Source organism: Leuconostoc fallax KCTC 3537, from assembly GCF_000165675.1.
GTDB classification, from domain to species: domain Bacteria; phylum Bacillota; class Bacilli; order Lactobacillales; family Lactobacillaceae; genus Leuconostoc_B; species Leuconostoc_B fallax.
Window position 1 is genome coordinate 52,676 of record NZ_AEIZ01000002.1, and the last position, 22,072, is coordinate 74,747.

At 37.5% G+C, this 22,072-nt stretch carries 12 protein-coding genes; 1 reads left to right on the plus strand and 11 read right to left on the minus strand.

Features of this window, described 5'->3' with window-relative positions:
* Positions 1–15 precede the first annotated feature (15 nt).
* From ubiE to LEUFL_RS0100520, 9 genes are all read right to left on the minus strand, one after another.
* The gene (ubiE, locus tag LEUFL_RS0100480) at positions 16–735 is read right to left on the minus strand and encodes a bifunctional demethylmenaquinone methyltransferase/2-methoxy-6-polyprenyl-1,4-benzoquinol methylase UbiE (protein ID WP_010006760.1); all 720 of its coding nucleotides are present in this window, start codon (positions 733–735) and stop codon (positions 16–18) included.
* Complete coding sequence (locus tag LEUFL_RS0100485; protein WP_010006764.1) at positions 735–2,183, minus strand: o-succinylbenzoate--CoA ligase; 1,449 nt, start codon at positions 2,181–2,183, stop codon at positions 735–737. The genes ubiE and LEUFL_RS0100485 overlap by 1 nt, the downstream gene beginning before the upstream one ends.
* 63 nt (positions 2,184–2,246) lie before the next feature.
* Entirely contained in the window at positions 2,247–3,014 is a 768-nt protein-coding gene (locus LEUFL_RS0100490) for an ABC transporter permease (RefSeq protein ID WP_010006766.1), read from the minus strand.
* Positions 3,014–3,922 (minus strand): ABC transporter ATP-binding protein, encoded by a 909-nt coding sequence (locus LEUFL_RS0100495; RefSeq protein WP_010006767.1) that lies wholly within the window; start codon positions 3,920–3,922, stop codon positions 3,014–3,016. The genes LEUFL_RS0100490 and LEUFL_RS0100495 overlap by 1 nt, the downstream gene beginning before the upstream one ends.
* A 28-nt stretch (positions 3,923–3,950) precedes the next feature.
* Positions 3,951–4,811 (minus strand): hypothetical protein, encoded by an 861-nt coding sequence (locus tag LEUFL_RS0100500; protein ID WP_010006768.1) that lies wholly within the window; start codon positions 4,809–4,811, stop codon positions 3,951–3,953.
* Entirely contained in the window at positions 4,808–5,713 is a 906-nt protein-coding gene (locus tag LEUFL_RS0100505) for an ABC transporter ATP-binding protein (protein WP_010006769.1), read from the minus strand. Before LEUFL_RS0100505 ends, LEUFL_RS0100500 begins: the two co-directional genes overlap by 4 nt.
* On the minus strand, positions 5,710–6,078 hold the full coding sequence (locus tag LEUFL_RS0100510) for a GntR family transcriptional regulator (protein ID WP_029508571.1): 369 nt from the start codon (positions 6,076–6,078) through the stop codon (positions 5,710–5,712). The genes LEUFL_RS0100505 and LEUFL_RS0100510 overlap by 4 nt, the downstream gene beginning before the upstream one ends.
* Positions 6,079–6,379: 301 nt before the next feature.
* Positions 6,380–6,841, minus strand: a complete 462-nt coding sequence (locus tag LEUFL_RS0100515) for an RrF2 family transcriptional regulator (RefSeq protein WP_010006771.1) — start codon at positions 6,839–6,841, stop codon at positions 6,380–6,382.
* Between the two features lie 40 nt (positions 6,842–6,881).
* On the minus strand, positions 6,882–9,236 hold the full coding sequence (locus LEUFL_RS0100520) for a YhgE/Pip family protein (protein WP_010006772.1): 2,355 nt from the start codon (positions 9,234–9,236) through the stop codon (positions 6,882–6,884).
* Positions 9,237–9,440: 204 nt separating this feature from the next.
* On the opposite strand from LEUFL_RS0100520, the gene LEUFL_RS0100525 reads away from it, so the two are divergent.
* Positions 9,441–10,637, plus strand: a complete 1,197-nt coding sequence (locus tag LEUFL_RS0100525) for a CPBP family intramembrane glutamic endopeptidase (protein ID WP_010006774.1) — start codon at positions 9,441–9,443, stop codon at positions 10,635–10,637.
* 78 nt (positions 10,638–10,715) lie between these two features.
* Here LEUFL_RS0100525 and LEUFL_RS12300 read toward each other — a convergent pair whose 3' ends face one another.
* A complete protein-coding gene (locus tag LEUFL_RS12300) occupies positions 10,716–16,040 on the minus strand; it encodes a glycoside hydrolase family 70 protein (RefSeq protein ID WP_010006776.1) in 5,325 nt (1,774 codons plus the stop codon).
* 210 nt (positions 16,041–16,250) lie between these two features.
* Positions 16,251–21,875 carry a glycoside hydrolase family 70 protein gene (locus tag LEUFL_RS08855; protein ID WP_010006777.1) on the minus strand — a complete coding sequence of 1,875 codons (5,625 nt, stop codon included), beginning with the start codon at positions 21,873–21,875 and terminating at the stop codon, positions 16,251–16,253.
* Positions 21,876–22,072 lie beyond the last annotated feature (197 nt).

The following is a 22,072-nucleotide window of genomic DNA, read 5'->3' on the forward strand; positions in this document are numbered from 1 at the left end:
TATCGTTAGTCGTTTTTATTTCGTGCCATAATGTACAGCAATGGCGCCTAAGTTAAAACGTGAAATTCTAACTTTTTGGAAGCCAATCGTTAACATCAGCTTTCCTAATGACATATAGTCCATAAAATGTTCGGTTGTTTCATCTAAATATTTATATTCATTATACTTACCACGCGCAAACACTTTACCAAAAGTCGGCATTACTTTACCAACATATAATTGCCAAAACGGCTTAATCAGTGGATTATCTGGCTGGGAGGTCTCTAAGATAACTAACTGACCACCTGGTTTCAATACACGAAACATTTCCTCAAGGCCTAGCATTGGATCAGGTAAATTACGCAATCCAAAACCAATAGTCACAATATCAAATGTATTATCTGGAAAAGCCATCGCCATCGCATCCCCCTGCACTAAGGTGATACACTCAGCATAAGCGGTCAAATTCACTTTCTTTTGACCTACTGCTAACATTTCCGAACTGAAATCTAAGCCGACCACTTGAGATGCAGCGTCACTTTCTTTGGCTAAGGCAATCGCCCAATCTGCCGTACCTGTTGCAACATCTAAAATATTGGCACCTGCTGGTATCGTCATTTGTTGCATTAATTTTTTGCGCCATTTTTGATGTGCACCGAGGCTAATAATGTTATTCATACGGTCATATTCAGGGGCAATCTTGTCAAACAACGCCTGCACATTTGTATTCTTTGGCGATTTCGGTTGTTGTGTCATTATATCTCCAATTCTGTTGCTTGATTAATCATCGTTTGCATTTGCTTACGTTGTATTTTACCACTCGCCGTTCGGGGCCAGTGCGATAACTGATAAAATTTCGTTGGCACCTTATAGTGCGCAAGCTGTGCTTGACCAAATGTATACAATTGTTGGCCTGTTACTTCGCCTTTGACAAACGCAACAGGCACCTGTCCCCATTTATTATCTGGAATACCTAATACGACAATGTCTTCTAAATCGGGTAAAGCGAGATAAGTTTTTTCAACTTCATCTGGGAAAATATTTTCACCGCCAGAACTAATCATATCCCCTTCACGCCCCTCAATATACAAAAAGCCATCGCTATCAAGATAACCAAAATCTTCCGTATTAAACCAACCATCACGTACATTTTGTTCTAATTGATACGGACGATTGAGATAGCCAACGGTTAGTGTCGGTGTTTTCAACCAAACTAATCCTTTTTCTACTGGTTGTCCCATCTGATTAGCAATCTTTAAACTAACAGGAAATAATGGCTTCCCTGCTGAACCAATTTTACGTGTCGCATCCTGCATATTAAGCGCAACGACTTGCGAGGCGGTTTCTGTCATCCCATAAGATTGAATAACGGGTATACCATGTTCTCGTGCCTTATCCAACGTTGCACGATCAATTGGCCCACCGCCTAACAACATCGTCCTAAAATGTGCATTGTAACGTTCTGCTGTTGATAAATCAGCGAGTAACGCTTTTAACATTGTCGGCACTACAGAAATTGCCGAAATAGATTGACATTTTAACTGTTGATTAATATCATGCGCATTGAATTTTTCAACGAGTACCACGCGCATACCATATAATAACGCACGCATCAAAATAGAAAAGCCACTAATATGAAATATCGGCGTTACGGTTAGCCATTCATCTTCTGCTGTTAATCCTAAGTTCAGCGCACTACCAACGGCAGAATAAAAATGATTGCCATAAGTCTGCATCACACCCTTGGCCTTACCCGTAGTACCCGAAGTATACATAATGCTCGTTACAAAATCATCTGGGAATTCAGTAGCAATCACACTTTTTGCTGTTGCTTCACATTGTTGAAGCTGCTGAAATGATATTTGATCATCAATATCGAGTTGTTGTGAATAACCATCATCTACTAATATCACATGCAAATCAGCATCAGTTATTTGATCATTAACTTCTCGAACAGATAATCGTCGATTAATAAAAACAATCTGTTTTCCTAATTGCTGCAGCGCCATAATCATCAGGTATCCATTGATGTTATTTGTCGTAATAAGCCCAATTCGCAATTCATTTTCTGCTATGCTGGCAATTTTATGTGCCAACGCAATCGCCTTTTGCTCTACTTCTGAAAATGTTAATGTCTGTTGTTGATATTCTACAGCAACTCGGTGTGGTGTTAACATCACACGCTTATGTAACCAATTTTCCATTGTTATAAAACCTCAAGTATAATCATACAACAAAAAACGGCCCAAGGCCGTTTGAAAATCAGTTTATACACTACGCTTACGGAAAATATAATAAGCAATGCCGTAGAACAAAACAATATAAACAATGTAAGCAATGATGATTGACATACTATTTAAATGGAAAATAGCATTTAATGTCGTATCAGGCGTTATACCAAGCATACTTGATCCAATAAGAATTGTCAGCGGATTCCATTTTAAGATGGGTGCTAATTGTATCAAGCTGAGCGAAATTGAAGATATAATGGGTGTTCCGATACTCAAAACAACACCCAAACCAATAGCTGCACCAGAGCTTTTAACAATGTTGGTAATCATAATGACTAATGCCGATATAAATATAATTTCTAAGAAAAGATGAATCGTATCTATTCCCCACAATTGTCCAGCAGTCAATGTGTCGGTCATTTGCTTGCCAAAGTCAGCTTTAGGTACAAAGATTAACTTAGCGATGATTGTACCAATAAAGGCAGACACAACAAGACCAATGTAGACAATGAAATTCAATACTATCTTACTTATAAAGATACTCAATCGGTTGAATCGACGTGATAACAGTGGCCGAATAGTACCAAAAGTAAATTCTTGTGAAATCGATAAGGCACTATAAATAATAGCTGCTAAGTAAATATATGGTATCCCACCACCAAATCCAACAAGCCGTTCAACATTACGTGTACCTTTGAAGACCGCTAATACGGCAATTGGAAATATAAATGCTAGTAATAACCATATCCATAACCGGTTTTGCTTATGTGCTTTAAAGAGTTCTTGTTTTAATAAAGTTAACATTACTTCCCCTCCGTATCGTTAGTACTTAACAATTCTAATAGTGATTGTTCCAAGTTAGCTTGAACAGTATTTAGCCCTTCAATTGTTAAGTTATGTTGATTCAATACAGTAATGATATCTTGTGGTCCAGTTGGGCCAGTAATTAACAGTTGGCCATTTTCATCTTCTACTTGCCAACCTTGATCTACCAAAATTGGCATTGCCAAAATATTATCATTTGTCACTAACTGATAATGTACCTGATCATGTTCAAATACTGCAGCAATCGGACTGGTCTTGATAATCTTACCGTCATTAATAATGACCACATCATCTACTAATTTTTGTAGCTCATCCAATAAATGACTTGAAATCAAGAATGCAACGCCTTCGTCAGCCAATGAGCGAATCAATTCACGTAAGTCATGGACAGATTGTGGATCTAAACCATTCATTGGCTCATCCAGAATTACCATTTTGGGATTTCGAATCAAAGCAATAGCGATGCCCAAACGTTGCTTCATCCCCAACGAGAATTTCTTAGCTTTGCGCTTACCAAAATTTTCACCATCAATTTGAGTACGACGCATCAAGTCATCAAAATTTGCGGGTGACGGCGTATCCATAGCGTACAACTTAAGATGATCCAATGCCGTTAAATTAGGATAAATAGCAGGATATTCAATGAGATTTCCTACTTTATCTAATGCTGTATGCTGTTCAAATGTAATCGGTTGTCCATCAAACTGGATATTTCCTGATGTGTAACTCATTAATCCTGTAATCGCACGCATTGTTGTTGATTTTCCAGCGCCATTAGGACCGATTAATCCCACGATATGCCCCGCTTCAACATTGAAAGTCACGCTATCCATCACTTTCTTATGTCCATATTGTTTTGTCACATTTTTAACTTCTAAAAGTGCCATTTTCCCCTCCAAATTAAAACACTGTGTCTTACATCTTACGTCTGAAAATTTTTGGTAACTGTATCGTTGGTTTAAATACAAAGTAGTATGTCGTACCACTTAATACAGCTGCTAAAACAAACATACTCCAATTGTCTTCTATATCATACGAATAACCTGTCCAAAGACCAACGATTGTCATCACAAAAACAAAAATCACAATCGGCCATTTGAGCATTGGAATCCGAACCGCTTCTTCATCTGTATCTGTACCCATCTGCTTATAAAAGTAATAAGTAAAGCCCAATAAAACAACGATTAAACATAGCATTAGTAAATTCGTATATGTTGTATTTAAATCAGTCAATAGTTTGACCCACGCTAACTTATTGCCTCGCTCAACAGCCAGTGCCGAACTAAAGGTAATCATCACAAATACATAACCAACAATCCGCTGCCATGTGATGCCAATAATACTAATAATCAATAAAAAGACCACTAATGAAACGGTGTTGGTTAACACTGTCGAAATAATATCAACAACTTCATTCATTAAACTATGGGGATGTGTGATTAATGCTACGCCTAGCCCAATGACAACGACGACAACAATCGGCAAACACATCATCCATATCACTTTTGCTAAGAAAAGCTGTCCACGTGAAATATTCTGCGTAAATAGCCAAGTATTAATATGGGTCCATTTATCTCTCAATATGCACGCTGCTGAGATAAAGAACAGTATTCCCAATAGGCTTCCCGTTACCCCTGATGACGTAAAGTTCAAATGATGCGGTGCTTGAATATAATCATTCGCCATACCAAGAATAATGAAGGATAAGACAATTAGCCATTGGGACCATATTTGTCGCCGATTAATTTGATAATATAATTTAATTGCTTGTCTCATTTACCAATCTCCGTCTCTCTCTCCCAAGCGTAACCATCTTTAGAGAAACTCGCGCGGAAAATATCTTCCGAATTAATTGGCAATTCTTCAATAAATTGAAATGTTGGGCCTGCTAACTTAATTGCCAATGCCTCATCAAAATGATCAAATATAACAGTCGCAACATGACCAGTATGTGCAATGACCATCCCACGTTCCGACAAAAAGGCCGGTAGTGTCTCTGAACGATAGGCAACTTGGTATTTCTTAATATCTTGTTCGCCATCGACCTCAAATGAACGTATAATCGTGCCATTCTTCAGTAATAAGATACGATCTGTTAATGTATCCAATTCCACTAAATTATGAGAAGCAATCAATACTGATGTGTTTTGATTCGTCACACGTTCAACAATGAGACGCTTCACTTCATCACGTACTAATACATCTAAACCGTCTAGCGGTTCATCCAATAAAACGTATTGTGCATTACTAGCAAAGCTCACGATTAATGTAAATAATGCGCGCATTCCCTTTGAGTATTGCTTCAATTTTTGGCGACCGTCTAATTTGAATCGCGTAATCTGTTGGTCATACCAACTGGTATCGAAATTCTCATAAGAGGCTTGCACGATACGTTTAACTTGCTGTGAATTAAAATTGGTCATCCAATTATTGGGCATATCAACATAGAAGAGTTGATCATGTAAAGCCACCATTCGATGGTAATCTTGGTCATCTAAACCAACACTGCCAAAGTCTGGTAATATCTCACCACTTATAATACGAAACAAAGTCGTTTTTCCCGCACCATTTCGACCAACTAGTCCAACAATTTCGCCCTCATTTATTTGAAAACTAGCATTCTCAATGACCGGCTTTTTATTCAACTTTTTTGAAATATTAGCAATTGTTAAGGTCATTGTTGGCCCTCCAAATAAAATTCATCGATCCATTGATGTAATTGTTCTGGTGTTACTTGTAGCCGTTTGGCTTCAATCATCATGTTATTGAAATCATTACGCAATTCGTTAATCGCTTTTTCATCAACAACAGTGTCTACTTGTCTGACAAAAGTCCCTTTACCAGCCACAGTCTCAATAACTTGTTGCCCCTCCAAAGCTTTGTATGCTTTGGCAACAGTATTGGGATTTAGACCTTCGATTAATGCCATCTCTCTAACTGAAGGTAACTTATCACCAACTTTTAAAACACTGGTCGCAACCTGAGCTTTGATGCGCCACATGAGCTGCTCATATAGCGGCTGATTATGTTGTATCTTAGCCATCATCATTGCGTCCTTCCTTTATTACAGAGTTTCATTATTTTCCCCACTGTATTACGTGTACTATGATACACAGTACACTTTATTTTGTCAATATTTTACTGAATACAAAACGAAACCCCGTATCAAAGAGATACGGGGATTTTTATGAGAGAGATTTGAGAGAAATGTTTGAGAGAGAGTTTCCGTTATCTCAACGGGGTTTCGTTATATCAATTCATGTTGATATTTATATCTTATCTTGATGAGATTAAAATAAGATTAAAAATCTTAATACTTTTAAATGTTTCACGTGAAACACAATTTATTCACGCCAGTCAATCGCTTCAATAGACTCTTCACCGATATGGCTTAATATATCAGCAATCGTGTAGTCTGCAAGCTTTTGTTTAAAAGCTTGTTCAGCATCATAGATAATAGCCAGTACCTCTTTAGTACCGCTCTTAACCAATTCATCACTACCTTTAAAAATACGGTCTGCTAATTGAGTAGAGTGAATAAAACTGTCTTCACCTTCAATGGCTTCGTAAACATCTAATAATGTAATTTGATGAAGTGGTCGCGCTAATTTAAAGCCACCCTCTTTGCTGGCAATCGCCGTCACAATGCCAGCAATACGTAACTTGCGCATCGTCTTTTTAAAATAAGACTCAGATACTTCTAGACGACTACTTAAAATATGACTTTTTACTGGTGCATTGTCTTGTTGAACAGCTAGCATAATTAAAACCACTAAGCTTTGTTCAACTGCTTGCGACATCTTCATAACGCCATCCTCCCTTTGTACTCTCTATCTTATCACAAGCCTAATCAGCAAAAGCCAACTGGTTGTGCTTCAACTTCATTTGATAAACAACCCATGTTAGAACCATACTGGTTAAACCAATGACCAACAAAATCAAGATTTCACTGGCGTAACTGCCACCTAGTGAAATTGTTTCGCGTAGTGCACGTACGCTATACGTCATTGGCATATAGGGATTAATCGCCTCAAAGAAACGATTGGATAATTGAATTGGATACGTACCGGCACTGGCACTCAACTGTAGTACCATCAATACTAACATGAGACCAGAACCTAATTTTCCGAAAGCGACATTGAATAAGACAACCAATTGGTTGAATGAAAAGGCCATAATAATTGCCACTATGAAGGTACCAGCAACATTTACAGGATTTAATTGATCGACTAACATTAACAAAACTAACATCACAACTGCTTGAGCTAAAACAACTGGGCCAATAACGGTTTGCTTGTCTAACCACCATCTAAAGCCATTACGGGGCTTTTTGGCGACTACCATGAAGTCATAAATCATTGTCATTGTCAGCATACCAACAAATAAACCAACGGACATCATGTAAGGTGTCATACCCGTCCCATTGTTCTTGATACTAGACAAATTGGTTGTCTTCTGATGCACTGGGTTAGCTAATGCCTTAGCGTTAGCACGGTTTGTCTTAATAACATCGAGTTCGATAGCACCATCTGCTAACTTCTGTGCCAGTGTATTCGTCCCATCCGTCACTTGTGTAACAGCTTGTTGCGAGCGCTTAGCACCAGAATTCAATGCTGCAGCACCACTAGACAGCTGGTCAGCACCATTTGTTAATGAAGTATTATTTGCGGTCAATTGGCCTAATCCACTGCTTAGTGATTGGCTACCTGATGCTAATTGTGATACACCAGAACTCAATGTTGGTATTTTTTGATTCAAGGTATTTAAACCGCCTGCCAACTGATTAGCACCACTCGTTAATGAAGTCGCATTTGTATTTAAGGTTGCTAAACCACTATTGAGTGATGTTGCACCTGTATTTAAGGTTGCCACGCCTGATTTTGACGTGGTGACAAGCGTCGTTACACCTGAAGCAATCCCACCAAAGCCGTTATTCAACTGCGCCACACTATCTTTCAACGTTGTTAATGACTGCGTTCCTGATTTCATGGTATTTAGCTCTGTTGTAAGGGTGCCTAAATCAGATGCCATTGCTTGTGTCGTGGTAGATACCGTCGGTAAAATAGCTTGTTCCAACGCCTGTGTTTGTTGCGACGTTAAATTTTGTGCTTTAGCCGTACTTGCTAACTTACTTTGAATACTAGCAAGAGATTTAATTTGAGTTGCCAGATTTGTGACGGAGGCGGTAATTTTTGCCTGTTCACTCTCACTCGAATTGGTGGCGGATAGGCCAGATTCTAATTTGTCCAAACTACTTTGAAAAGTTTTGATACCAGACAGTAATTGTGCAGTATCTTGACTGTTTAATGCATTTTGCATTTTACTCAAACCAGCAGACAATTGTGTACTACCATCATAGGCTTTGTTGACGCCCTGTGTGTATTGCTGAATACCAGTACTCAAACGTGATGCACCAGTAGCTAATTGATTCACACCTGTTGAAAGTGTTGGTAATTGTGATTGTAATTGACCAATACCATTCGTTAAAGTTTGACTGCCACTTTGAGCTCGAGAAACACCTTGCGTATATGTTTGGACGCCGTTGGCAAGTGATTGACCACCGCTTGCTAGTTGATCCGTACCACTTGCTAGCTTAGCACTACCACCTTGTAGTTGCGTGAGACCACTATGCAATTTATCAGCGCCTTTAGCTCCATTCTTGAAGCCATCTTTTGATGATTGCAATGCACTTAACAAGTTTTCGCTATAGACTTGCTGTAGTGAACTTTCAACTTTACTGTGAATTTTTTGTGCCGCTGAAGCCGTCATCTTTTCGGCAATAAAACTTTGGCCACCATTTTGAGCAATTTTGATTTGTGATACTTTCGGTTGACTATTTAATAGTGTCCCTGAATTTTTTGAAAAATCCTCGGGGATGGTAATTGTCATATAATATTTACCATCATGTAAGCCTTTTTTAGCTTTAGCAGCCGTTGTTTCTGTTAATTTAAGTGGCTTCTTTTTTAGCAAATTTTGCGTTAAATCATCGCCTAATGTTAACTGTTGATTGTTAACCACTGCTGCTCTATCTTGATTCACAATTGCGACTGGTAATTTATCCAATTGACCGTATGTATCCCAAAGCGACGATAAAAATATTACAGCATATAAACTTGGAATTAACATAATCCCGACTAATAAAATAGACAAACCACGCCTTGATCGTACGCGCTGCCATTCCGCACTTCTCCACAACCTCATTCTTCTTACCTCATACTATATTCGTGTATATTAATTATCTATGGATATATTATAGACACGGTTGGATTGAAAAGCAAATTGATTTGTAAACTTTCAGTTAATATTTTCATAAATATTGAAAACTCTAGTACATTACGACCAGTATTACGCTAAAATTTGAATGTTATACATCAGTAAAAGGTGATTTTTAGGGGGATTTATACTGTGTCTACATTGTTACAAAAATTTTATCATCATCGCATTAGATCAATTCTGTTCATAATAACTATTAGTGTTATGTTACTGACTTGTATTCTGCAAGTACATCATATTGTTGATATGACTTGGTTTATCGTCTTTAGTCTAGTACTCGTCTTTTTTGGTGCTAAATTTGATTTATTTAACAGCGGACCACTTAAGCGACTAACACAATCTTTTCATTCGCAAATTGGCCAGACCATCTATAGTTGGATTGCACTACCGTTATACCTTCAACTTGTACCGCTTGCTTTGCAAAAATTGTGTGTGCAAATACAATTACTCATGGGATTTTCTCAGCACATATCCGATATCATGGGTATCTTACTCATTTTGGCTTCATGGCTATTATTACTACCAGTCGTTACAACTATTGCTTTGCCTTTACCCAGTTCACGTCGTAGCACCATTATCGAGATTTTTTGGTTAATTCTCATTGTTTTTGACAGTTATACAAGTTATCCATCCGTGTTGATCTTAAACAATGATTTCTCAAATAATGTGTTACAAGCGTTTGTAGTGAATGGGGTCATTGCTCTACCACTACTATTTATATGGTTGGCGACACGTCTATCTCTTGCAAATGTGGTATTGCCTCGACCAAATTGGGCTCATTTATATCGTCATTGGTGGGGAAGCTTGTTAATTTTGTTGGTGATCATGATGTTTTGGGGCAGTAATGCTACAGGATTAAAAGCGATAACGTGGCATCCAAGCTTTTTCTCACTTGCCTTCAGGGCAGGTGTTGGTGAAGAATTAATCTTTAGATTTTTCATACTCATTCTCATCTATCGTGTCTTAAAACAAAGTAAACACCGCATATTATGGGCGATTTGGAGCCAATCACTGCTATTTGGGCTGTGGCACACCTCCAACATTCTTGCTGGCGCACCAATAAGTGGCGTTATTGGTCAAGTCATCTTTGCCATAACTTTTGGTATTATAATGGGCCAAATTTATGCATGGAGCGGTAATATCATTTTAGTTATGATGATTCATGGTGTTGGTGATTATCTCGCTTTTATCGCCACCGATAGTTTTCTAGCCGAAACGGCTACATGGCATGATATAGTCCAATCTGTTATTTGGTTGATTGTCGTCATGATTGTAAGTTATGTTTTGACAACATATTGTTGGCAAAATGCACGTTTGTTAAAATCATAAAGATCAATAAAAAAGCATGGCAGTCTTAGACTGTCATGCTTTTTATTGATCACCTATGCAGAATATACCGCACATTAATTAAAATGCACGTTTGTCAATCCACACTTGTTTATTATTAAGGTTTACCAAATACCAAGTTACTCCCTTAGCATCTTTATATTCTTTACTAGCTTTTACACGCTTACCATTGTATGCCTTTGTTGATGCAATACGCTTGGCTTTTTTATTGCCATATGGTGCGTTTAAGTAAATCCCATCATTACGTTTTGAACTGTTCACTTTAACATTGAGCGACACATTACGCGTGAAGGTTGGTGCAAATGCATGGCTGTCTACCCACAACTGCTTACTATCTACCTTAGTGAGATACCAAGTTACACCGTGAGTATCTTTACGTTGTAATGTCACTTGCACACGTTGCCCTGTATATGTCTTCGTTGAAGCATATCGTTTAGCACCTTGTGCACGATATGGTGCATTCAAGTACATACCATCATTACGACTATTGATATACAAGCTTTGGTTCACTTTCTTATCAATAACTGTTGCAAATGCTCGGCTATCTACCCAAAGCTTTTTACCATTCAAAGTAATAAGGTTCCAAATAACACCCTTATTATCGTAATATTGTTGACTAACTGTTACGAGCTTTTCATTATAGAAGCGACTTGATGTTTCTCGCTTATAACCCTTCTGACCATACGGTGCATTCAAGTACATACCATCATTGCGTGTGGCACTATTAATCAACAAATTAATATTTGTCTTATGACTGAAATTAGTACCAACAGCTCGACTGTCTACCCATACTTGCTTACCATCAAGACCAACCAAGTACCAAGTTACCTTACGACTACCTGACCCTGTTGTATATTGACCGACAACTTCCAATAATTGTCCTTGATGTGTTCGTGTAGAAGCAACCCACTTTGACTCAGTTTGCTTATATGGTGCACTAAGATAGAAGCCATCATACTTACCTTGACGCATACCGAATTGGACAAAATGCTTAGTTGGCTTTTGTGATGTAAAGTTAACCGTTACGAGTGCATTACTATCAACCCATAGATCTTTATCATCAAAATTAATTAAGTTCCAAACAACACCTTGCTTATCAACATACTGTCGGTTTACTTGTACCTTCTGGTGATTATAATCAGACGTACTACCTTGACGTTCCCACTTTATCTCGTTGCCATCTTGTCCTGTAGCAGTGACACCCCATGGCATATTGTTATAAAGACCATCACGACGAATTGTACTTGAAATATACGCCGTATAATTCGTTTGCGTACCAATTTCTACGGCAGGCATATGTTTAACTAACTGTTCTGGCAACATAACTTTGCCATCAGTATTAGAAATATTAAAGTATTGTCCATTTGACCAATCTTTTAGAACATACCCCATACCGAGTCCGGTTACATTACTGCCGTTAAGATATTTAGCAGACCATTGTTTGATTTTGGTATCAATATCTATTTTATTACCATTCTCATCGACCAGCAGATCAGGATAAAGTTTATTCAAAATTTCTAGGTATTTTCCACCATACAAATTCTGATATTCACCGCCCCCAATTGAGTTTACAACATTCAAATGCTGACCGTAGCGAACTTCGACTGCATTATTATCCGAATTAACTCGTTGCGCATCAACCACTTCTTGACTTGTATTCAATCCATAAATTTGGTTAGCAACATAGTCAGCCATGACAGTCATACCGGCTTGGTGTAATGTTTTAATCGCTGTTCTCAAATCTTGATCTGTACCATATTTAGTTGGCGTCTCAAACCCAAGATCGTATCGGTCGCTCAAACCATAACCATTCTGAACAAGTGAATCAATAAAACGATCATTAATATTTTTGCCATCGCTTGATCGATATTGTGGTGCTAATTCAAAATTAGTGATACCCCATGACTTAAAGAGATCAATATTTTTAGCAATCATCACATTCGTATATTCATCTTTAGTTGTTGGCATGGGTTGGAAGTTAGAAAATCCTTCATAAATCAATTCAGAATCCAAAGCAGCATTTGTGTGTAATACTTTGCCATCAGTAGATTTTTCATTGGAAGGTTGTGTTCTAGCATCTTGATCATCTTTAGCACCAGTTGGTACCCATACCGCTAAATATCCAGCAACTTGCGGATTAAGATAACCTCTGATTGCTGTATTCTCTTGACCATCAATATTGTGTCCATCAAAAATTAAATCACCATTATCATCAGTATAATTAATTGGTGCTTCATCGTTATTAAAGGATTTAATACCATCATTAGTTGTTAACATTAATGCACGGTATTCTTGGTTTTTATGCGCCGCACCCATATGTAACACAATTTTATCATTATCGTTCAATTGAAGACCGCTACTATTAGACACAACCACACCAATGCCTTGTGTTCTACTTTCAGCACTTCCGGCATCTGTAGCATCCATAACACCTTTTCCAAAACGAACGCTTGTTAATACTTCTCCAGATTTCTGACTATTTGCATTATTGATTTTTGTAACAGACATAGTTTGACCACCGGAAACATATTTCAGGCGAGCCTTCATCATTGTATCAATAGCATCATAGTATAGTGACTTATTAGCCATATATTGACCATCATCTTGATACATATCACCATAAAATGTACGTGGCACAGTATCTTTGTTAGTTAACATAACCGCATAAGCACTTGGAATATTATATTGATTATATTGCTTAACAGCAGATCTCTGATCAGCATAAAATGCTGACAATCCCTTCTCTAACTGTTCCATTGTAAAACCATCTAGTGAAATGGATGGATCATTATTTACAATTTTCATAACATTGCTTACAGCATCTTGTATATCTTTATCATGCGCATGAACAATTGTATAGTTTGGGAATATTGAACTTTCTGTAGTACTATCGTTAGCACGATCAACATTTCCATCATTTATCATTGCAGATAACGATCCAGCAGATGAATCAATTGACGCATCTTTGGACAATGAATTTTTCATAGTGTCACGCCAGTAAGACTCAATTAATGCATCATGATTTTCTGTCGTAACTGGTGTCTGATCGGCACTTGCTTCTACAATAGAAACATGCTTATTTGCTACAGCGTCACTAGCTGATAAGCCATACATATCATGAAGTAATTCATAAGCTTTCTTAGCCACTTGTTTGTCGACAAAGCTAATAGCATCAATACGGATACTATCAAAATTGGCTTGCGGATCATTGCCTGTTTCCGTTCCAAAATTCATTAGATAGTATAACCAGTTAAGGTCTTCAGCTTGTACAATTGGATTGGAATTATCAACATCATTAGCCAACAAAAATTCCATTCCGGTGTAATGTCTGTATGATGAATTCGCATATGGTGTTAAATCACTATTCCGATATGCTAAATATCCACCCTGGAACCAACCGCCATGATATTCAGAATCAGCATTCCAAATAGCCTGCTGCTTAACAAACGAAGGTGTTTCACCGTGACTGTTATATAGCAAATCATTAAGCCAATCAGAATTTCCTGCTTTAGTTATCCTTTTTTCAATGTTCACTTGCACCGTTTGTGCTGCTTGATTGAGCAGTGCTTGATCGCTATTCAAATCATATACTTGGCCACTATCCAACAACCCTTCTGTTTGCATAAGTTTAAGATAGTTAAGCTGTACATTTTTATTAGGCCACCAAACAGTAATCATTGGTCTCAAATCCTGTGATGTTGAAGCAACCCATGTCGTTCCATTTTTGAGTATCTCTGTTGGTCGGTACCACGTATCAGCTGTCAAAAAGCCATCAACAGTATGAGTAAAACTACTCTGAGTGTAATCATTAGCTGCATTATGTTTTGAAAATGCATTAGCAAGTGTCGAAGTAATCAAACTATATTGATACTGACCATTACCCTTATCTTTATCGAAGTAATAACCGACACCATTAGCATTCTCACTAGCACCTTTTAGTTGAACACCAGTGCTCATGTCAAAATAATTTAATTGTCCATTAATAGCATATAGACCTTTTAACGTGTTACCTTGATTGTCAATATAATAAACGTTGTCATTATCAATTTTATATTGACCACTCTCAACACTATTAACAACACTAATCAGGTTACCCTTATCTTGTTCAAAATAATATGTTACGCCATTGACTGTGGCTGTTCCACCTTTTAACTGTGCACCATTCTTTTCATCAAAATATTGTAGTGAACCGTTAATATCATACAATCCTTTAACCGGATTACCATCTAATCCACTATATGTCCAATATGAGTTCTGATTGCCTTGTGCGTCCGTCTCCTTCTTTTCAACGTATTCACCAGCTGATAATGCATTAAATGCTGATCCATTACCACTATCTTTGTCAAAATAGTAAGTGACGCCGTCCACAGAGCGAATATCATTTTTTACTTGATTTCCAGTGGACATATCAAAGTATTGTAGGTTACCTTGTACATTATATAAGCCCTCAACCGGCTTATTATCTACTTTACTGATATATTGCCAATGCTCATTATTCTCTGAATAAGTACCATCTGCTACTTTTTGGTATACGCGTGCATTACCGCTATTTTTATCAAAGTAATAGACTGTGCCTGCAACTGCTTTAATATCGCCCTTCAGCTGTTGTCCTGTTGCAGGATCAAAGTATTGAGTATTACCATTAATATTCTGTAATCCCGTTAATTGTTTACCATCTTTAGTAATATAAACAAAACCATCACCTTGGGCTTCGTAATGCCCTTCAGTAATAACTGCTTGCTCTTCAGTTGCCCCCTTTTGCTTATTAGCTATGGTTTTAACGGTATCTTTGGTTGCTGATATTGTCTTAACAGGCTCTGCTGTCTTATCATCAGCATTTGTGTTTACTGGCTTAATTGCTTCTGTTACTTTCTTATCAGTAGTATTTGTGTCTACTGGCTTAACTGCTTCTGTCGTCTTCTTATCAGTAGCATTCGTATCTACTGGCTTAACTGCTTCTGTTGCTTTCTTATCAGTAGCATTCGTATCTACTGGTTTAACAGCTTCTGTTGTCTTTTTATCAGTAGCACTCGTGTCCACTGATTTAACTGTTTCTGTCACTTTCTTATCAGTAGCACTCATGTCTACTGACTTACCTACTTCTATCGTCTTTTTATCAGTAGTATTTGTGTCCGTTGTCTGGGCAACTCCCTTATCAACAACATTTGCTCCCGCTGTCTTAATCGGTTCTTTGTCCTTATCAGTAGTATTTTTATCTGCAGTAACAACTACTGTATCCTTTTGTACATCAGCACTTGCTACAGTTGTGGCACCGGCTGCACCCATTGCGGCAAATAACGTCGCGGCAAATAACGTCGCGGCTACAACCCAACTTTTACCGGCTTTGTACAATTTCTTCCGTGTGATTGACTCTTGCTGTTTCATTGATCTCTCCCATTATGGATATGAAAAAATAGATGAGTTAGTAAATACCTTACTTTTCTATTACATTCTTATGTTAATTAAACATTAAATATCAAACGTTGTACACAATTTATATTTTTTGTAATTTAATCTTAATAAATAAAAAAGCATGGCAGTCTTAGACTGTCATGCTTTTTATTGATTACGTATGCAGAATGTACCGCACATTAATTAAAATGCACGCTTGTCAATCCACACTTGTTTATTATTAAGGTTTACCAAATACCAAGTTACTCCCTTAGCATCTTTATATTCTTTACTAGCTTTTACACGCTTACCATTGTATGCCTTTGTTGATGCAATACGCTTGGCTTTTTTATTGCCATATGGTGCGTTTAAGTAAATCCCATCATTACGTTTTGAACTGTTCACTTTAACATTGAGCGACACATTACGTGTGAAGGTTGGTGCAAATGCATGGCTGTCTACCCACAACTGCTTACCATCTACCTTAGTGAGATACCAAGTTACACCGTGAGTATCTTTACGTTGTAATGTCACTTGCACACGTTGCCCTGTATATGTCTTCGTTGAAGCATATCGTTTAGCACCTTGTGCACGATATGGTGCATTCAAGTACATACCATCATTACGACTATTGATATACAAGTTTTGGTTAACTTTCTTATCAATAACTGTTGCAAATGCTCGGCTATCTACCCAAAGTGTTTGATTGTTCACAGTCGCCAAATACCAGGTTACGCCATGACTATCTTTACGCTGCTTTGTAACTTGAACCAACTGACCGTTATATGTCTTAGTCGAAGCTGAACGCTTGGCACCTTGTGCACGATATGGTGCATTCAAATACATACCATCGTTACGTTGACTACTATCAATAAACATTTTTTGATTAATGCTTTTCTCAATAGTTGACGCAAATGCACGACTATCTACCCAAAGCTGTTTACCATTCAAAGTAATAAGGTTCCAAATAACACCCTTATTATCGTAATATTGTTGACTAACTGTTACGAGCTTTTCATTATAGAAGCGACTTGATGTTTCTCGCTTATAACCCTTCTGACCATACGGTGCATTCAAGTACATACCATCATTGCGTGTGGCACTATTAATCAACAAATTAATATTTGTCTTATGACTGAAATTAGTACCGACAGCTCGACTGTCTACCCAAACTTGCTTACCATCAAGGCCAACCAAGTACCAAGTTACCTTACGACTACCTGACCCTGTTGTATATTGACCAACAACTTCCAATAACTGTCCTTGGTGTGTTCGTGTAGAAGCAACCCACTTTGACTCAGTTTGCTTATATGGTGCACTAAGATAGAAGCCATCATACTTACCTTGACGCATACCGAATTGAACAAAATGCTTAGTTGGCTTTTGTGATGTAAAGTTAACCGTTACGAGTGCATTACTATCAACCCACCAAGTCTTATTCTCAAAGTTGATCAAATTCCAAACAACACCCTGACTATCTGTGTACTGGCGGCTGACTTGTACTTTCTGGTGGTTATACTCTGACGTATTGCCTACTAATGATGCCGACACAGTTTGGTTATTCTGGTCCTTCACACTAGTACCCAAAGGCGCATCTTTATAAATACCATCTTGACGTATAGCACTTGAAATATATGCTGTGTAATCCGTACGAACACCTATTGTATTAACAGCATCACGCTCAATGGCAATATAGTCATTTGTTGTCCAATTACTTTGCCAACTTTTATTAGCAAAATCAGAATCATTATTTCCGGTATTCGCATCGAAATAATATAACTTATTATCAGTGTCTTTGGCATATACACCCTTTAACTGAACACCGTTAGCAGCAAAGTATTGTAAATTATTATCAATCCAAACCAAGCCACGTGACATCGTACCATCCGAGTTGACATGATAAGTGTTATTTGCCTTATCAAAGATATACTGGTTTGTTACCATTTTACCTAATTTATCAAAGTAATAAGTATTCCCACTATCATCTTGACCAAATCCATCTCTCAACTCAACACCGTTTGGCATGAAGTAGTAAGTACCATTCTTTGTATCAGTATTAGTACTGATAACTGTCAATGGGCTCTTTCCATCTTGAGAACGTGCCATGTATCCCTTGTCATCAAAATAATACCAATTACCGTTACCATCTTCAATAAATGTATCTTTAGCTTGATAACCGCTAGTAGAATAATACTTAACACCTGTCGCATCACTCGTAAAGCCTGTATTAGATTCCTTATTCATTAATTGTAATGGTAAGAAAACTTCATCTGTTTTAGCAATGTTAAAGTATTGATTTGAAGCCCAATCTTTCAAAACATAATGTGCACCGCGACCTTGTAGGCTACTACCATTAAGATACTTAGCTGACCATTCCTTTATTTTGACAGATGGATCAATTGGTTCCCCAGTTGTTGCTTGGATTTCACTAAACAGTGTTGGATACAAACTTTGAAGAAGTGATAGATATTCTCCACCATATTGTGCTTGATATTTGCCACCACCCTTAGTCTTAGCAGCATACAAGACATCGTTCAGTTCAGAATCATTAACCGCATCCCCATTAACTGTACTTTTATTAACCGCAACAACTTCATAATCAGGGAAATTATACAGTTGATCAGGAACCCAATCAGCCATAACTTGAATGCCGGTATTATTGATTGTATTAATAGAATGCAACGCTTTAATGGCATCACGCAATTGTTGAACATTACCATATTTAGTTGGTGTATCAAAACCTAAATCATATCGATCAGTAAATGCATAACCATTATCAATCGTTGAATCAATAAAAGTACCATCTTGACTAGAACGATATTGCGGTGCTAACTGGAAACTCGTAACTCCCCAGCTCTTAAATAATTCCAAACTTTCTGGTTTTGCAATAATTGCATTAGTATATTCATCTGCAGGTGTACTATCTGTTGGTTTCTCTTGGAAATTAGAAAAGCCTTCATAAATCAGTTGCGAGTCCAAACTATCATTTGAGTGGAAACTAGAACCATCATTAGTAACAGTATCCGTACTTTGCGTACGAGCATCTTGATCTGAGGCAGCACCAACAGGAACCCATGCGCCGAGATAACCAGAAACTTGAACATTTTCAACACCATAAATCAAGTCATTACCAAGTATTAGCTGACCATCACTATTTGTACGTAATACCGGTGCACCAGTGTCAGTATTATATACTTTTAGTCCGTCTTTTGTCGTCAAAAGTAACGCTCTATAATCTTGATTGGCATGAGACTTACCCATATTCAAAATAACTTTTTCATTATTGGCTAAGTTCAAATTAGGGTTATTACTGATAACAACGCCGATACCTTCGTGAACACCTTCGGCATTTTTGTCAACGACTGTATTAGCATCATCGATACCTTTACCATATCGAACGCTTGTCAAAATGTCATCATGTCCATTCACAAACTCATCACCAGAATGTTGTGACTGTCCACCTGCTACATACTTAATTCTGGCTTTCATCAAAGCATCAATAGCTTCAAAGTATGGTGTTTTTTCAGCCATATACTTACCGTTATCAGTATATAGATCACCATAATACACACGAGGAATAGTATCTTTATTTGTTAATAGCAATGAATAGGCACTTGGCAAGTTGGAAAGTGTGTAAACTTTGTTGGACCCAAACTCGTCTTCATTATATTTCTTAAAAGCGGCGTCAACTTGTTCCTGAGTTGCCATGAAACCATTTGTCCCAGGATACATCATTGAAATAATGCTAGCAAGATTTTCTTGAACCTTACTATCATGTGCTCGAATAAAACTATAGTTAGGTGTTATAGTGCCATTATCTGCAGTATTCTTACGACTAACTAATGACCCATGATTCAAATAATCTAACATGGACTTTCGATTATTTGCAGAATTAGTCAAACTATCCACTAATGAAAATTGCTGATTAGCATCCATCGTTAGTTGATTATTACCCAATTGAGCGTTTTTATCTACTGAATCAAAATCCCAATTTTCCAGAATTGAAATATGTTGATTAGCGTTCTTATCACTTTGGTCAATCTGATATGCTTGCTTAAAGTAATCACCAGCTATCTTAAGTAGATCGGCATCCACATTTCCAACAGCATCAATACGAATACTATCAAAATTAGCATCCTTATCATTAGCAGTAATCGATCCGAAATTCATCAAGTAATATAGCCAGTTTAGCTGTTCAGCTTGCACAACAGGGTTTGAATTATCTACATCATTTGCAAGCAGTAATTCAAAACCTCCGGCGCTAGGGTTGCTACCATCCAAATTAGCTAACACACGATGGAATAAACGGTACTTAGAGTTTTGATCTGGTGTCGCATCATTATTCAAATATTTAACGAATCCTTTTGTTAACGACGTTGTACTCGTATCTGGATTTTCACTGTCAATATTCCAAGCAGGACGACTATTAACAAATTTCTCCATCTCTGATCGCAACCATGCCGTATTATTCGTTAGCGTAATCTTTCGTTCAATATTAGCTTGAACACCTATAGCTGCTTCGTTCAATGTGTTTTGTGAATCGTCGACAGTATAAACTTTAGGTTGGTCGTTTAGACCAACATTTTGCATATAGTTAAGGTAAGAAACCTGTGTCTCTTTATCCGGCCACCAAGTCATCAATAATGGACGCAAATCAGAATCAGATGATGCGGTCCATGTTTGGCCATCTTTCAAAATATCTGTAGGCCGATACCAAGTATCTGCTGTTAAGAAGCCATCAACATTTTCAAAACTCTTAGCATCATAAGACTTTGCAGCGTTATGTGGTGTGTTTTCGTTATTTTGTGATGTTAATCCTTGTTCAAACTGATACTCAATTGTTGTTTTACCAACACCCGTCTCAGCATCAAAATACATAAATTGCTTATTGAAAATACCGGCATAATTCTTTTTAAGATGCCCTTGCTCATCCAAATAATAGCTTTTACCATTAATTGATTGTAAACCAGTTAGCATTTTACCACTATCATCAAAGTAGTAAGTATTACCGGATGCATCATTACTAAAGGACTTTTTTACTTGATTACCTTGTGCATCATAACCTTGTAGTTGTCCATTAACTTTTTGAGTATTAGCTACTGCATTACCACTGTTAGGATCGAGATAAATGGTCTTGCCATTGGCTTCAACAAACTGTCCCTTGACTTGTAAACCATCGGTACCGAAATACTGTACATTACCATCAATATTTTGTAAGCCAGTTAATTGTTTACCATCTTTTGAGATATAAACAAAACCGTCACCCTTAGCCTCATAATGTCCACCAGTAACAACTTCTTGCTTTTCAGCTGTTACAGCCTTTTTATCTGCTACTTTTTTAGTAGTATTTTTAGACGTATCAGTTGATGTCTTTGTATCTGCGGCCTTATCAGTTGCTGTCTTGCCTGCAACGTCTGTACTTGCTGGCTTAACTGCTTCTTCTACCTTTTTATCAGTAGTAGCGTTTGTATCTGTGGCCTTATCAGTTGCTGTCTTGTCTGCAACATCTGTACTTGCTGGCTTAACAGCATCTTCTACCTTTTTATCAGTAGTGGCGTTTGTATCTGTGGCCTTATCAGTTGCTGTTGTCGTCTTGGCTGTTTCAACCACGGCTTTAGTGTCTACAGTATTTGTATCTGCTGCAGACTTCGTGGTATCGTCTCCCACCTTAGAATTCGTGGCAACGACTGCGGTATCTTGTTGTACGTCAGCGTGCGCAACTGTTGTAACACTTGCCGTCCCCATTGCGGCGAACATTGTTGCGGCTACAACCCAACTTTTACCGGCTTTGTATAACTTCTTCCGTGTGATTGACTCTTGCTGTCTCATTAATCTCTCCCATTATGGATATGAAAAAATAAATTTTCAAACTTTTGGGCCATGTAAAACCCGTATTTTAATTAAACATTAAATATTCAACGTTGTACACAAAAAATGGTAAATGTTATGCGAATTTAAATATTGTGACAACATAATGTAATTTATCAAAATGTCTTGACGTCCATGATCTAACCTAGTATAGTTAT

Coding starts and splice junctions, on each gene's coding strand:
- ubiE (WP_010006760.1), bottom strand. CDS start 735: ATGACACAACAACCGAAATCGCCAAAGAATACAAATGTGCAGGCGTTG.
- LEUFL_RS0100485 (WP_010006764.1), bottom strand. CDS start 2,183: ATGGAAAATTGGTTACATAAGCGTGTGATGTTAACACCACACCGAGTT.
- LEUFL_RS0100490 (WP_010006766.1), bottom strand. CDS start 3,014: ATGTTAACTTTATTAAAACAAGAACTCTTTAAAGCACATAAGCAAAAC.
- LEUFL_RS0100495 (WP_010006767.1), bottom strand. CDS start 3,922: ATGGCACTTTTAGAAGTTAAAAATGTGACAAAACAATATGGACATAAG.
- LEUFL_RS0100500 (WP_010006768.1), bottom strand. CDS start 4,811: ATGAGACAAGCAATTAAATTATATTATCAAATTAATCGGCGACAAATA.
- LEUFL_RS0100505 (WP_010006769.1), bottom strand. CDS start 5,713: ATGACCTTAACAATTGCTAATATTTCAAAAAAGTTGAATAAAAAGCCG.
- LEUFL_RS0100510 (WP_029508571.1), bottom strand. CDS start 6,078: ATGGCTAAGATACAACATAATCAGCCGCTATATGAGCAGCTCATGTGG.
- LEUFL_RS0100515 (WP_010006771.1), bottom strand. CDS start 6,841: ATGAAGATGTCGCAAGCAGTTGAACAAAGCTTAGTGGTTTTAATTATG.
- LEUFL_RS0100520 (WP_010006772.1), bottom strand. CDS start 9,236: ATGAGGTTGTGGAGAAGTGCGGAATGGCAGCGCGTACGATCAAGGCGT.
- LEUFL_RS12300 (WP_010006776.1), bottom strand. CDS start 16,040: ATGAAACAGCAAGAGTCAATCACACGGAAGAAATTGTACAAAGCCGGT.
- LEUFL_RS08855 (WP_010006777.1), bottom strand. CDS start 21,875: ATGAGACAGCAAGAGTCAATCACACGGAAGAAGTTATACAAAGCCGGT.